This is a genomic window from Amycolatopsis sp. AA4 (genome assembly GCF_002796545.1).
Taxonomy (GTDB): Bacteria; Actinomycetota; Actinomycetes; order Mycobacteriales; family Pseudonocardiaceae; genus Amycolatopsis.
Map to the genome: position 1 here is coordinate 666888 of NZ_CP024894.1, position 13339 is coordinate 680226.

General features: G+C 70.7%; 15 protein-coding genes. 9 read left to right on the forward strand and 6 right to left on the reverse strand.

Features of this window, described 5'->3' with window-relative positions; translation table 11 throughout:
- Window positions 1-82 precede the first annotated feature (82 nt).
- Complete coding sequence (locus tag CU254_RS03330) at window positions 83-1192, reverse strand: C40 family peptidase (RefSeq protein ID WP_037716517.1); 1110 nt, start codon at window positions 1190-1192, stop codon at window positions 83-85.
- Between the two features lie 80 nt (window positions 1193-1272).
- Between CU254_RS03330 and CU254_RS03335 the strand changes: the two genes are divergently transcribed.
- The 6 genes from CU254_RS03335 to CU254_RS03360 all read left to right on the forward strand — a co-directional run bounded on the left by CU254_RS03335 (window position 1273) and on the right by CU254_RS03360 (window position 5392).
- On the forward strand, window positions 1273-2082 hold the full coding sequence (locus tag CU254_RS03335) for a biotin--[acetyl-CoA-carboxylase] ligase (RefSeq protein WP_009072752.1): 810 nt from the start codon (window positions 1273-1275) through the stop codon (window positions 2080-2082).
- Between the two features lie 83 nt (window positions 2083-2165).
- Window positions 2166-2741: a PH domain-containing protein gene (locus CU254_RS03340; protein ID WP_009072753.1), complete on the forward strand. Its 576-nt coding sequence runs from the start codon at window positions 2166-2168 to the stop codon at window positions 2739-2741.
- A 1-nt stretch (window position 2742) separates the two neighbouring features.
- Window positions 2743-3681 carry a hydroxymethylglutaryl-CoA lyase gene (locus CU254_RS03345; protein ID WP_009072755.1) on the forward strand — a complete coding sequence of 313 codons (939 nt, stop codon included), beginning with the start codon at window positions 2743-2745 and terminating at the stop codon, window positions 3679-3681.
- Window positions 3671-4249, forward strand: a complete 579-nt coding sequence (locus CU254_RS03350; RefSeq protein WP_009072756.1) for a GNAT family N-acetyltransferase — start codon at window positions 3671-3673, stop codon at window positions 4247-4249. The genes CU254_RS03345 and CU254_RS03350 overlap by 11 nt, the downstream gene beginning before the upstream one ends.
- 82 nt (window positions 4250-4331) lie before the next feature.
- Window positions 4332-5132 carry a TNT domain-containing protein gene (locus CU254_RS03355; protein ID WP_199785779.1) on the forward strand — a complete coding sequence of 267 codons (801 nt, stop codon included), beginning with the start codon at window positions 4332-4334 and terminating at the stop codon, window positions 5130-5132.
- Window positions 5129-5392 (forward strand): hypothetical protein, encoded by a 264-nt coding sequence (locus CU254_RS03360; RefSeq protein ID WP_009072760.1) that lies wholly within the window; start codon window positions 5129-5131, stop codon window positions 5390-5392. The genes CU254_RS03355 and CU254_RS03360 overlap by 4 nt, the downstream gene beginning before the upstream one ends.
- Here CU254_RS03360 and hisN read toward each other — a convergent pair.
- Window positions 5386-6177 carry a histidinol-phosphatase gene (hisN, locus tag CU254_RS03365; protein ID WP_009072762.1) on the reverse strand — a complete coding sequence of 264 codons (792 nt, stop codon included), beginning with the start codon at window positions 6175-6177 and terminating at the stop codon, window positions 5386-5388. The two genes, CU254_RS03360 and hisN, sit on opposite strands and share 7 nt — an antisense overlap.
- Before the next feature lie 42 nt (window positions 6178-6219).
- Between hisN and CU254_RS03370 the strand changes: the two genes are divergently transcribed.
- Window positions 6220-6921 (forward strand): response regulator transcription factor, encoded by a 702-nt coding sequence (locus tag CU254_RS03370; RefSeq protein ID WP_009072764.1) that lies wholly within the window; start codon window positions 6220-6222, stop codon window positions 6919-6921.
- A 12-nt stretch (window positions 6922-6933) separates the two neighbouring features.
- Complete coding sequence (locus CU254_RS03375) at window positions 6934-8217, forward strand: ATP-binding protein (protein WP_037716522.1); 1284 nt, start codon at window positions 6934-6936, stop codon at window positions 8215-8217.
- Here the strand turns inward: CU254_RS03375 and CU254_RS03380 are convergent.
- The 4 genes from CU254_RS03380 to CU254_RS03395 are packed head-to-tail and all read right to left on the reverse strand — an operon-like array spanning window position 8141 to window position 12191.
- A complete protein-coding gene (locus tag CU254_RS03380; protein ID WP_009072767.1) occupies window positions 8141-8845 on the reverse strand; it encodes an HAD family hydrolase in 705 nt (234 codons plus the stop codon). The two genes, CU254_RS03375 and CU254_RS03380, sit on opposite strands and share 77 nt — an antisense overlap.
- Window positions 8842-9366, reverse strand: a complete 525-nt coding sequence (locus CU254_RS03385) for a GtrA family protein (protein ID WP_037712398.1) — start codon at window positions 9364-9366, stop codon at window positions 8842-8844. Before CU254_RS03385 ends, CU254_RS03380 begins: the two co-directional genes overlap by 4 nt.
- A gap of 37 nt (window positions 9367-9403) precedes the next feature.
- Window positions 9404-9904, reverse strand: a complete 501-nt coding sequence (locus tag CU254_RS03390) for a GtrA family protein (protein WP_009072770.1) — start codon at window positions 9902-9904, stop codon at window positions 9404-9406.
- A gap of 10 nt (window positions 9905-9914) precedes the next feature.
- Window positions 9915-12191 (reverse strand): sigma-70 family RNA polymerase sigma factor, encoded by a 2277-nt coding sequence (locus CU254_RS03395; RefSeq protein WP_037712400.1) that lies wholly within the window; start codon window positions 12189-12191, stop codon window positions 9915-9917.
- A 257-nt stretch (window positions 12192-12448) separates the two neighbouring features.
- On the opposite strand from CU254_RS03395, the gene CU254_RS03400 reads away from it, so the two are divergent.
- Window positions 12449-13300 (forward strand): hypothetical protein, encoded by an 852-nt coding sequence (locus CU254_RS03400; RefSeq protein ID WP_037712403.1) that lies wholly within the window; start codon window positions 12449-12451, stop codon window positions 13298-13300.
- Window positions 13301-13339 lie beyond the last annotated feature (39 nt).

Consider the following 13339-nt stretch of genomic DNA (forward strand, 5'->3'; position numbering starts at 1 on the left):
AATGCTCCGGAGCATAAGCGACAGACGGGCGTGGCGTGCGGAAACGGGAATCTTGGCGACGGCTCTGCACCGAACCCGGCGGTCAGTTCGCCGGACGCCCCGCCCCGGCGTAGTCGTCCCCGGGCCGGTGGAACGTGTGGATCTGGATCGCCTGCCCCTCGGTCGGCGCGTTGATCATCAGGCCGTTCCCGAGGTACAGCCCCACGTGGTGGATGAACGCCGGGCTGCCGTAGAAGACGAGGTCGCCGAGCTGTGGTTCCTGCCCGCCCGGAACCGGCGCCACCGACCGGTACTGGCTGTCCGCCGTGCGCGGCAAGGAAACCCCGGCGCTGTCGTACGACGCCTTGGTGAGACCCGAGCAGTCGAACCCGGCCGCGCCCGCTTCGGGGCCGTTGCCGCCCCACACGTACGGCAGGCCGAGCTGGCCGAGCGCGAACCGCGCGGCGTGCACGGACGGCGCGTTCGCCTTCGCCGGGTCCAGGGAAAGCGTCGCGTACAGCTGGGCGTAACCGAGCACTCGCTGCCGGAACAGTTCCATGCCGCTGCCGTTCTGGTACCCGGCCACGGCCTTCCACCAGCCGTTGCCCGCGGACAGGTCGACGCCGCTCGCGCACAGTGCGCGTCCGGCGGCGACAGACGCGGCCGACGGGTCGGACAGCGCCGGGTTCGCGATGCCCGGGATCTGCGCGCCGTACTTCTTCCACTGCTGCGTCGAAAGCCCCATCGGCTCGCCGGCGCCGCGGCCGTGGTTGTTACCGGCGACGCCGAGGCCCGCCAGCGTGACCCACGACAGGTGGCAGTCCGGGCGCTCCTTGCGCATCGTCAGCTCGCCGTTGGCGTACCCGAGCAACACCGGGGCCGGAATGTCCAACGGTCCGGCGAGCGAATCCGCCCACTTCTGCAGCGGGGCCGGGCCGCCGCCTCCGCCGGCCGCGCCCTGTGCCGGTTCCTGCGCTTGCACCGGAGCGCTCGCCTGCAGCACGGACGGACCGCTGACCGGCGTCTGCGTGGGCACCGGCGCGGTCAGCGCGGCCTGCGTCGGAACGGGCGCGGGCTGATCGCGTCCGGCGACCAGCCAGCCCGCGGTGGCGAGGCCGGCGACCAGTGGCAACGCCACGAGCCCGCGATACAGCGCGCCACGGGCCCAGGGGGGCTTCGGCGGCGCGTCCGTGGTGGGGGTCTCCGGCGGCACGGCGTCCAATCTAGAAGAGCGCACCTCTGGGTAACGAGCGAACGGCTTGCACGTTAGGGGGACTCTCATATTGTGGGCACATGGCTGAACTCGACGCGGCGCGGCTGCGGGACGGACTCGGCGGCTGCTACGCCCGCCTCGACGTCGTGGAGACGACCGGTTCCACCAACGCTGACCTGCGGGAAGCCCTCCTTGCGGGAGCCGAGGACCGGACGGTTCTGCTGGCCGAACACCAGACGGCCGGGGTCGGACGGCGGGCTCGCTCGTGGAGTTCGCCGAAGGGTGCTGGGCTGTACTTGAGCATCGCGCTGCGCCCGGTGGGCGTGCCGTTCTCCGCGCTCGGTTCACTTTCCGTGGTGGCCGGTCTCGCGGTGCACGCGCTCGCCACCGATCTGGGGGTCGACGTCGCCCTCAAATGGCCTAACGACGTGCTCGCCGGACCCGAGCGGGCCAAGTGCGCGGGCATCCTCGCCGAGGCCGTCGGCACCGGTGACCCGGCCGTGGTGCTGGGCATCGGACTGAACGTCCTGCCGCTGGGCGACGACGTCCCGGCCGGTCCGGGAGGCCTGCCCGCGACCTCGCTCGCCGAGCAGGGCGCGACGACCACCGACCGCACCGAGGTCGCGCTCGGCCTGCTGACCAGGTTCGACGACCTCGAACGCCGCTGGCGCACGGCGGGCGGGGACCTCACCGAGGCCGGGCTGCTCGGCGACTACCGCGCCCGCTGCGCGACGCTCGGCCAGGACGTCCAGGTGCAGCTTCCGGACGGGTCGACGCTCACCGGCCGCGCCGCGGACCTGGACGCGTCCGGCCAGTTGCAGGTCGACGTCCCGGACGGCAGGCGGCTGACGGTCTTCGCCGGCGATGTGGTGCACGTCCGTCCTGCTTGACCGGAACGGGCGCGCCCGCGCGGGGCTCGCGCCGGTACGGTGGATCCACCACACCGGCACACATTCGCAGGGGAGCGCCCGCCGTGGCCTATCCGGACGATTTGCTCAGCCAGAACGAACGCGTGGTGGTGCACAGCCACCCGCATTTCAAGATGCTGATCTTCCCGTTCCTGGCGTTCGTGATCACCGTCGGAGCGGCGGTGTGGCTGCTCGTGGTCGCCAAGGACTTCGCCGCGCCGTGGAACAACATCACGATGATCGCGGTCGCCGCGGTCGCGCTGATCTTCGTGGTGTGGCTGTTCCTCGCGCCGCTGGTCCGCTGGCGCACGACGCACTTCATCGTGACCACCGACCGGCTGATCGCGCGCGAGGGCGTGCTCAAGCGCACCGGCATCGACATCCCGCTGTCGCGGATCAACAGCGTGCAGTTCGAGCACGGCCTGCTCGACCGGATCTTCGGGTGCGGCACGCTCATCATCGAGTCGGCCTCGGACGAACCGCTGCGCTTCGATGACATTCCCCACGTCGAGCACGTGCATACGGTCATTTACCGCGAAGTCAACGACAATCCCTACGACGACTACCACGGCGCGCCCGGCCCGCAGGACACCGAACCTCTGCCCCCGCGCGGCCGGGAACCGCGCGGAAGGAGACGCTGACGTGGGTGCTCGAGAGGTCGGCCTGCCGGAACGGGTCCCCGCGGGCGGGTTGCCGCCGCGGGTCGAGATCTGGGAGGTCGGGGCGCGCGACGGGCTGCAGAACGAGAGCTCGGTCGTGCCGGTCGAGGTCAAGCTCGAATTCCTGGACCGGCTCGCCGGCGCCGGGCTGACCACCCTCGAGGCGACCAGCTTCGTGCACCCGAAGTGGGTGCCGCAGCTCGCCGACGCCGAACAGCTGCTCGCCGGGCTGGACCGCCGCGACGGCGTCCGCTACCCGGTGCTGGTCCCGAACGACCGCGGTCTCAACCGCGCGCTCGACGCGGGCGTAGACCACATCGCGATCTTCGCCAGCGCCACCGAGACCTTCGCCCAGCGCAACCTGAACTCGACCTTCGACGACCAGTTCGGCATGTTCGAACCGGTGGTCACGCGGGCCCGCAAGGAGGGCCTCGAGGTCCGCGGCTACCTGTCGATGTGCTTCGGCGACCCGTGGGAAGGCGTGGTCGACGTGGAGCAGGTCGTGCGGGCGGGCAAGCGGCTGCTCGACTTCGGCTGCTCGCAGCTCTCGCTCGGCGACACCATCGGCGTCGCGACCACGAACCAGGTCACCCGGCTGATCGAGGCGTTCGGCGACACCGCCGACGTCTCCAAGCTGGCTGTGCACTTCCATGACACCTACGGCCAGGCGCTGGCCAACACCGAGGCCGCGCTGCGCGCCGGGGTGTCCACTGTGGACTCGTCGGCGGGCGGGCTCGGCGGCTGCCCGTACGCCGAGTCGGCGACCGGCAACCTGGCGACCGAGGACCTGGTCTGGCTGCTGGAAGGCCTCGGCGTGGAGCACGGCGTCGATCTCGGCAAGCTGGTGGAGACCAGCGTGTGGATGGCCGGGCAGCTGGGCCGTCCGTCGCCGTCGCGGGTAGTGAACGCGCTTGCCGGATAGCGCTCCCGAGTTCGTCCCGCTCAGCGCGGAGACGTGGCCGTTGTTCGAGCAGCTCTTCGGCCCCGGCGGGGTGCAGGGCGGCTGCTGGTGTTCGTTCTTCCGGCTCAGCGGCCCGGACTTCAAGGCCGCTGGCCGCGAGGGCCGCAAAGAGCACGTCCGAGGCGAGGCTCAGGACGGGAAACCGTTGGGGCTCTTGGGCATTGTCGACGGCGAACCGCTCGGCTGGGTGGCCGTGTCGCCGCGGAAGGACAATCCGCGGCTGGCCCGGTCGCGCGTGCTGGCGTCGGACGAACCGGGCGCGGTCTGGTCGGTGACGTGCTTCTACCTCCACCGCCGCGGCCGTCGGCGCGGGCTGGCGACGGCGCTGCTGCGGGCTGCCGTGGACTACGCCGCCGAGCAGGGCGCGGAAACCGTCGAGGGGTATCCGGTGGAACCCGGGCCGCGGTCCGCCTCCTCGGACCTCTACCACGGCACCACCGGCATGTTCGCCGACGCGGGGTTCGAGGTGGTCGAGAAGCGCGGCCTGGCCCGCGCGTTGGTGCGACGGCGCCTCCCCGTAGCCCGATAAGGTGGGTTTCCCGCTCGCCCGGAACCTTCCGGCGCGAGCGAGCGTCCGATCCGGTGCCGGCACGACCGAGAAGAGGGTGCCAGTGTCCGACCAGCCCGAACCGGCAGACACCGACGTCGCCACCGGCCCGGTGCGCGTGCCCGCCCAGTACGGCGGGCTGCTCGAACGCGGCTTCGACGAGGTGCCGACCCCGCCGTCGGGCACCGGCGTGCTGCCCGCGCAAAGCCGTCCGCCGCTCGGTTCTCCGCGCACCGACCGGGAAAGCGTGCTGGCTCTGTTCGCGGTGCACATGTTCCCGCTCGGGCATTTGCCGGTGGCGGCGGACCGTCCGGACCGGCAGTTGCCGCTGCCCTCGGACGGGATCGCCCGGCGTCCGCTGTTCGACCATCCGGAATCGGCGTTGCTGGACGACACCGCGGTGCTCGGCTACGTCAAGCAGGGCTTCCGCCGGTCGCCCGCGCCGCCGGTGGATCCGGAGCCGCCCGAGGCGGTCGTCGAAGGCTATGCGCCGCCGGAGGGTCCCGAATGGGAGCGCCGGTTCGTGGCCGGCGCCGAGTACGTGTGGCCGCCCGCGGAGGGCGGCGTCGAAGAGCCGAACCCGGTGGTACTGCCGGAAAACACGCTGCTGGATCGTTTCGGCAGCGACCACGGCCGGGTGTTCGCGCCGGACGGCACGCCGTTCGCGCAGCGCGCCCTGCCGCCCGCCGCGCTGCGTTCCGGCTACCGCCGGTACCGCGTGCTGAAGCCGATGCCGGTGTGGCAGGCCACGTCGGCGGAGTGGTTCGACGGACCGGGCGGCGGAATCCGCTACCGTGCGGTGCTCTCCGCGGACGAACTGGTCACGCTGGGATTCCTGGTCGACGTCACGCGGGAGGCACGATGAACACCCAGTCGATCCGCAAATGGCTGGACGTCATCGGGGTGCCCGCGGAAGTGGTATCGATCGGGCGGGAAGCCGACAACACGTGGTGCCTGCTGCCGACCTCCGACGGCGGCTGGGAAGTGTTCTGGCGCGAGCAGGGCAACCGCTACGACTGGGCCGCGTTCACCTCCGAACGGGTCGCCTGCCACTACCTCTTCGGCAGGCTGACCTGGTCACAGGTGGCGCGCGGCGCGGTCGGCGTGCTGCCCGGCGCTCACTGACGGCGCAGCACGGCCAGCGCTTCGTCGTGCAGGAGGCCGTTCGTGGACAGCGCTGAGCCGCCCTCGTAGGTCTCCGCGCCGGAAAGATCGGTGAACCGGCCGCCCGCCTCGGTGACGATCACCTGCGCGGCGGCGACGTCCCACGGGTTCACGATGCACTCGGCCGCGACGTCCATCGCGCCCTCGGCGACGAGGCAGTGGCTCCAGAAATCGCCGAACGCGCGGGACTCCCAGCACGCCTCGGTGAGCGCGAGGTATTTCTCGCGGGAGTGGTACTCGGTCCAGCTGTTCAAGTCCGTCGTGGACAGATAGGCGTCGCCGAGCGTCGCCACCTTCGACACGGAGATGCGCCGTTCGCCCGCCGCGTCGCGCAGGTGCGCGCCCTCGCCGCGGGCCGCCCACCAGCGCCGGCCCAGCAACGGCGCGCTGATCATGCCGACCACCGGCGTGCCGTACTCGACGAGCGCGATCAGCGTCGCCCACACCGGGACGCCGCGCAGGAAGTTCTTGGTCCCGTCGATCGGGTCGATCACCCACGCGCGGCCCTCGCTGCCCGCCGAGCCGCCGCGTTCCTCGCCCGCGACCGTGTCGCCGGGCCGTTCCGCCGCGAGGATTTCGCGGATCGCGTCCTCCACGGCGGTGTCGGCGTCGGTCACCGGCGTGCGGTCCGGTTTCGCGGACACCGCGAGGTCGAGCGCGCGGAAGCGGGCAGTGGTCAGCGCGTCGGCGGCGTCCGCCAGCCGGGTGGCGAGAGCGAGGTCATCCGAGTAGGCAGGCACGGTCACGATGGTTTCACGCCCGTTCGCCGTAAGGTTGGCCAGGTGAGCATGGTCCTACTTGCCGAAGACGATCCGGCCATCGCCGAGCCGCTGTCCCGCGCGCTGCACCGGGAGGGGTACGAGATCGAGGTCGTCACCGACGGCCCGGCGGTGCTGGCCGCGACCGCCGCGCACCGGGTCGACCTGCTCGTGCTCGACCTCGGGCTGCCCGGGATGGACGGGCTGGAGGTGTGCCGCAGACTCCGCGCGAGCGGCACCGAACTGCCGGTGCTGATGCTCACCGCGCGCACCGACGAGGTGGACTTCGTCGTCGGCCTCGACGCGGGCGCGGACGATTACGTGGCCAAGCCGTTCCGGCTCGCCGAACTGCTCGCGCGGATCCGCGCGCTGCTGCGCCGCCGGGTGCCGGAGGTGCTGGAAGCCGGCGGCGTGCGGATGGACCTCGGCGCGCGACTGGTCACAGTGGACTCGCACGAGGTGCAGCTGGCGAACAAGGAGTTCGAGCTGCTGCGCGTGCTGATGAGCCGCGCCGGCCAGGTCGTCAGCCGCGACGAGATCCTCGCCGAGGTGTGGAACGACCTCGAGTCCAAGACGTCGAAAACGCTCGACATGCACATGTCCTGGCTGCGCCGCAAACTCGCGGTCGCCGCCGACGAGGCAGCGGGCAGGCAGGCGAAACCGGCGCACTCCGACGCCGAACGGCGCATCGCGACCGTGCGCGGCGTCGGGTTCCGGTTCAATGTCGAGTAGCCGCCGATGAGCATGCGCCGCCGGATCCTGCTGGCGATCCTCCTCGCCGTGCTGGTCACCGCGGCCGTGCTGGGCATCCCGCTCGGCGTCACCGCGTGGCGGCTGGTGGAGAACCTCAACCGGGAAAGCCTGGCCGAACGCGCGCGCAACATCGCCGCGACGGTGGACACGCAGGTCGCGAACGGCCAGGAAATCGACCTGGAGCAATTCCGGGTCGGTGTTCCCGAGGGCGGCATGCTGATCGTGCGCGCGGAGGGCTTCAGCGAAAAACATCTCGGCGCGAACCCCGGCCCCGATCCGGTGGTCGAATCGGTCCCGACCGCGCGCAGCGGCACGGTCCTGCTGGCGATCCCGAGCGGTCCGGTGCGCACGAAGCAGACGCAGGTGACGCTGCTGGTCGTGCTGCTGGTGGTCCTGTCGGTCGGCACCGGCACGGTGGTGGCGACGGTGACCGCGCGCCGCCTGGCCAAACCCCTCCGGCACGTCGCCGACCGCGCCTCCCGCCTGGGCGGCGGCGATTTCCGCCCCGACCCGAGCCGCTACCGCGTGGCCGAGCTGGACATGGTCGCGGAGGCCCTGGACACGTCGGGGTCAGCCCTGGCGCAGCTCGTGCAGCGGGAACGGCAGCTGGTCGGCGACGTCTCGCACCAGCTGCGCAGCCGGTTGACCGCGCTGCAGCTCCGGTTGGAACCGCTGACCGGACACGAGGATCCGGATGTCGTCGAGGAATCCCGGGCCGCGCAGGAGCAAGCGGACCGCCTGGCCCAAGCCCTGGACGAACTGCTGGCCGCCGCCCGAGCCGCGCGCGAGGTAGACGCGGAGCCGGTCGATCTGCCGGTGGCGCTGCCCGCGGTCGCGGAGGAATGGCGTCAGCTGCTGCGGGTCGAAGGCCGGAACCTGCGCCTGAAGGTCGCGGACGGCTTGATGGTGCGCGTGACTCCGGCGCGTTTGCGCGAGGTGATCGGAGTGCTGCTGGACAACGCCCTCCGTCATGGCGCGGGAACGGTCACGCTGTCCGCCCGCCGCGGCGATGCGGAGGGGACAGTGGTGATCGAGGTCGCGGACACCGGGTCCGGGGTGCCGGATGAAATCGCGCCGCACATTTTCGAACGCGGTTTTTCCGGCGGGGGATCGACGGGTGTGGGGTTGGCTCTGGCGCGTGCTCTCGTCGAGGCGGACGGCGGACGGCTGGAACTGTCGAATAAGCGTCCGGCGATTTTCAGTCTGTTCTTGAAGGTTCCGAGACCGGACGAGGTGGGCGAATTGCGGTGGCCCGCGGAGCCGGTTCCTCGCTGAGGATCTGGACTGCTTCCCGCAGGTCCGTTGCGACGCGGTGTGGTGGCTGACCTTGTGGCCACGCACGGTGGTGGCTGATCCAAAGCGTGCGCAGCCCGGCGTTGTGCCCGCCCGCGATGTCGAGATCAGGGCTGTCGCCGATGACCCAATCGTCGGGGCTCAGTGTGGTCCCGCAGTTCTGCGCGGCGAGACGAAAGATGCGCGGATCGGGTTTGCGAAGGCCGACCGCGGCGGAAATGCAGTAACCGTCGACTGCTTTGTCGAGACCCGTGCGACGGAGCTTTGCCAGCTGATTGTCCTGCATTCCATTGGTGACAATGCCGATTCGCCATCCGGTGGTCCGCAAGATGCCGAGATCTTCGAGTGCGTTCGGATAGAGCCGAACCAGTTGCGGAATTCTCGCGCGGTAACTCGCCCACAACTGTTCAGCTGGCTCAGCCAGGTCGAACTTCTGCCGGACTTTGGCGAAGAATCCGGCCATCGGACCGCCGCGCCGCGCCGCGATCAGCCAGGCGGCCGCGTCGTCAGGAAGCCGGTACCGTACGGCGAATTCCGCCGCCCAGCGGGAAAACGCGCCGCTGAGGTCGGTCAGCGTGTCGTCGAGGTCGAACAGCGCCAGCCGGGTCACCGGGGAAGCCGGGTGACCCCGTCCTTCCGCCGTTCCCCCAGTTCGTCCGGGAACACCCACTTCTTGAATCCCCAGAACCGGAACACCATCGCCAGCAGCATGCCGATGATCGACCCGCTCGCGAAGTCCGCGATTTCCTGCACCAGCCGCGACACGTGCGGCACTTCCAGGTGCAGCCCATAGCGCGAGATCAGCAGCGGAATCAGGTTCACCACCACCGCGACCCCGCTGATCAGGAAGAACAGCGTCGCCTCGTGGGCGCGTTCGCGGCCGCCCCGGGTGCGGAACGACCATTCGCGGTTGAGCACGTACGACACGATCGTCGCGACGATGATCGCGATCGCCTTCGCCGTGGTCGGTTTCGACTCCAGCACGCTGAGCTTCAGCAGGTACCAGACGCCGTTGTCGACCAGGAAGGTCGTGCCGCCCACGATCGCGAACTTCAGCAGCTCCCGGTGCTTCACGAGCACGGAGCGCAACGGCTCGGGCGTCCGGGCGAGCACGGTTTCGACGACGGTCACGTATCGCAGTCTAGAGAATCCGAGGTCACGGCCGGTCTCAGGCGGCCTTACGGTCCGGAATATCCGGATTGTCATACCGGGCTGATTCCGGCCGGGCGCCCTCCGTGGGGAACACCCACTTTTTGAACGCCCACCAGCGGAACAGCGTCCCGAGCAGAGTGCCGATGACCATTCCGCTGACGAAATCCGCGACTTCCTGGCCGACCAGGCTCACGTGCGGCACCTGCAGCTGCAGCACGTACCGCGAAACCCACTGCGGCAACGCGTTCAGCCCCAGCGCGACCCCGCTGATCAGGAAGAACAGCGCGGCCTCGTGCGCACGCTCCCGGCCGCCGCGAGTGCGGAACGCCCATTCGCGGTTCGCGACGTAGGAGAAGATCGTGGCGATCAGCACGCCGACGATCAGCGCCGTGACCGGATGCGTCCGCAGCACGGTGAACTTGAGGACGTAGGTGATCGTCAGCGTGATGACGAAGCTCGTGCCGCCGACCAGGGCGAAACGGACCAGCTCGCGGTGCTTCGCCAGGAGTTCGCGCACCTCGCGGACGCTACTCCGTGAACCAGCCGAAGAACCCGCGGGGTTCCACCGCCGGCGGACGTTTGCCGTGGTTATCGGGTTTGCCGGGCTTGCCGTCCGAACCGGGGTCCGGCGGCGCGCTCGTGGTGGCGGCCGGGCTGCTCGACGTCGGGTCCGGAGTGTCGTCGTCCGGCGACGTCGAGGTCGGCAGGGTGACGCTCGGCTTCGGGTGCTTCGTCGAACTCGGAGTGTGGCTCTTCGAGGTTGACGTCGTGGTCGGCAGCGGCACGGACGTGGTGGAGAGCGGGCCGATCGTCGGGTCGTGGCACATGTTCCACCAGCAGCCGAGCGGGACCGCGACCGGCTGCGCCGAGGCAGCGCCGAGCGACGCGTTGACGGTGACAGTGAGTGGGCCGTCGAACGGCTTGCGGTCCACCAGCACCCACAGCGACGCCAATTCGCCGGGTGCCAGCGGTTTGGCGCTGGTGCAGCTCATGCTCGAATCGGTCGACGTGCACTTGAACTGCTTGAAGCTGACCTGTCCGGTCGCCCGGTGATCGAAGGTGATCGTGACAGGTTTCGTGGTCTGCCCGGTGTTCTGCACGTCAGCCTCGACGAGCGGCTGCAATTTCCACATCGCTCCGTGTGCTTTCGCAGCCAGCGTCAGGGCATCCTTCGGAGGATTGACCTTCACCCGGACAACGACGTCGACCTTCAACGAAGTACCCGCAGTAACCGAACCCTTGACCTCGCCGCCCTTCGCGTCCGCGTCCGCCTGCAAGCGGAACATCAGCACCGCCGACTGGCCAGGCTGCAACCCGCTGCCGGTCTTGCACGTGACCGTGCCCGTGCCGCCCGGGCACGCGACCTGCGTCGGACCGGACTGCGCAGCGGCTTCACTGGAGTACGCGCCGACCGCGCCACCACCGTTCGCCTGCACGGCTCGCACTCCCGGCGGCAGGTTCAGCGTCGCCTGGACCGGGTCGGACACCGAGTTGCCGTTGTTGCGCACGGTGATCGGCAGCGCGACCGGTCCGCCGCCCGGCTGGAGTTCGACCCCGTTCGGGGGCAGAGACGCGGACAACTGCGGCGCGTTGACAGGTGGGTTCTGGGCGGGCGGCTGTGCCGGCGGAGCAGCCGGGGGAGCAGCCGGAGGAGCCGCGGGCGGCGGGGCAGCCGGAGGCGCGGGCTGCGCGGGCGGCGGCGCCGGGGGAGCGGGAGGCGCGGCCGGAGGAGCCGGAGGCGCAGGCTTCGGCGCGGGTGCCGGTGCGGCGGCCGGCGGAGGTGCGGGGGCCTGCTGAGCAGCCGGAATGGTCTGAGTCCCACCGCCGGCGGCCAGCGCGACCGCCACGGCGGCCACCATCGCGGCCCCCGACATGGCGACCCCGGCGAACTGCCGCGGTGCGGACGCAGCTGCCGCCGCACCCGCCTTGGCCCCGCCTGCCGCGGCGGCGCCAGCGCCGACAGCGGCCCCGGCGGTCGCCGCGCTCGCCTTGGCCGCGCCGATCGTGGCCAGGTAACCGAGAGCCGCGCCGCCCAGGACGATCGGGGCGATGATCGCGCGCAGGCTGCCGTTGACGTCGGCCAGTTCGGCCGCCAGCACCCGGCACTTCTCGCATTCGTCGAGGTGGTTCTCCACTTGCGAACGCTCGCGCTTGGACAGCCCGTCGCGCGTCCAGGCCCCGAGCCGATCGGCCGTCGCCCGGCAGCGGTCCGCACCGGTTTCCTGCAGGTGGACCTGCAGATACGCCTGCCGGAGCCCCTCCCGGGCGCGGTACGCGAGCGCGGACACGCCGTTCGCGGTCAACCCGAGCAGCGGCGCGACTTCAGCCGGGCTCTGCTGCTCGATTTCGGTGTGCCACAGCACTGCCTGCCAGCGTTCCGGGAGTCGCGCGAACGCTTTCGCGGCCATCGTGCGCTCGAGTCCCGCGACGGCGGTGTCGGAGAACGGCACGGTGAGTGCTTCGCCAGCGGCCCCGCCGACGTCGCTCATGTCCTCGTTGAGGTCGATCCGGCGGTCGCGGCGCGTCTTGTCATACGCGGTGTGACGAAGCGCGGTAAGCAGGTACGCCCGAAAGGCGGTGTCCGGTCCCTTCCCGCCACGCAGCGTGTCCAGAACCTTCGAGAAAGCCTCCGACACGAGGTCGTCGGCCTCGGAGCTGGACCGCGCGAGCTGGCGGGCGAGGTTGTGCGCGGCACCGCTGTGCCGCTCGTAAAGCGGACCGTAGGACGCGATCTTTCCCGCGCGCACCTCTGCGATCAGCTCGGCGTCGCTCTTACCGGAGAGATCGGCGGGAACGGTGGACACGGGGCTCCTTTTTACTGCTGCGCGCGCGGCGGACTCCACGCGCTTTACTCCCTACAACGCACACCAAGTGTGACGGATGCGGCGACACTCGTCACGCCGTGGTCCGCCAGATGCCTCAGTAGGCGCAGCAAGTTCACCTCCTCGTCTGGTGATTACGCGAAAAAGATCGGGGAAAACGCGTCACGAGGGGAGTCCCGCGGCGTCCCCTCCGTGATTGGGGACAAGATCGACAGGAACCGGAAGGAGCTGGGGGTTCGGTGGACGTACCGGCGACCGGGGCGCGGTTCGGCTCCGCAGGCGACTCGTCGGGGGACGAGACGCGTGCGCGGTTCGAGCGGGACCGCCATTTGCGGGCATTGCGAGCTCGCTGGCGAACAGCCAGTCTCGCGGCCGGCTGGCGTTTCCCGAGCGATTGGGCACTGCCCGAAGTCGACGCGGTGTGCGCGGCAGTGGTCCGGCACGGTTCGACGGGCGCGGAAAACGCGCTGGCCGGACTGGGCAGGGCGCGGGCCGCGGCGGGCGCGGGGCTTTCGGAAACGCTGTCCGACCTGGCCGCTTTGCACGCGGTGCTCGCCGACCCGGACGCGGTCGACGGATTCGTCGCGCCAGATGTCGACGCCACTCCGGCCCGCTTGCTCCGCGTGACCGCTCTGGCCTGGGCGGACGTCGCCACCGACCAGCTCGTGCACACCGAGGTCACCGACCCGCTCACCGGCCTGCCGTCCGCGGCGTACCTGCGGACCCGGCTCGGCGAGATCTACCGCGGCGGCGCCAGCGAAGCGAACGTGCTGCTCACCGTGTCGCTGGACCTGACATCGGTGTCCGGCTGGCCTCGGCTGACCGCGATGATCCTCGCCGCGGACGCCGTCCGAGCTGTCTTCGACACCGGCGAGTGCTACGCGACGATCGGCCCGTCCGCGGTCGCGGTGCTGGCCGAACGCAACGAACGCCTGGCCACGCGCGGGGTCGCGCTGCGCAGGGCGCTCAACGAACGTCTTTCCGTGGATCCGCAGCTGCGCGACGTCGCCCGTCCGCTCGTGTCGGCCGTCCGACTGCCGGGGACCCACGACCGGGCGTGCGAGCTGCTGACGGAATTGGCGCACAGCTGAGCCCCGGTCACCCTTCCTGACCAGCATTCCCGCACTGTG

What these genes read in the sequence shown, in the direction of transcription:
- CU254_RS03335 (WP_009072752.1), top strand. Translation starts at nt 1,273, where the DNA reads ATGGCTGAACTCGACGCGGCGCGGCTGCGGGACGGACTCGGCGGCTGC.
- CU254_RS03360 (WP_009072760.1), top strand. Translation starts at nt 5,129, where the DNA reads ATGAACACCCAGTCGATCCGCAAATGGCTGGACGTCATCGGGGTGCCC.
- CU254_RS03370 (WP_009072764.1), top strand. Translation starts at nt 6,220, where the DNA reads ATGGTCCTACTTGCCGAAGACGATCCGGCCATCGCCGAGCCGCTGTCC.
- CU254_RS03375 (WP_037716522.1), top strand. Translation starts at nt 6,934, where the DNA reads ATGCGCCGCCGGATCCTGCTGGCGATCCTCCTCGCCGTGCTGGTCACC.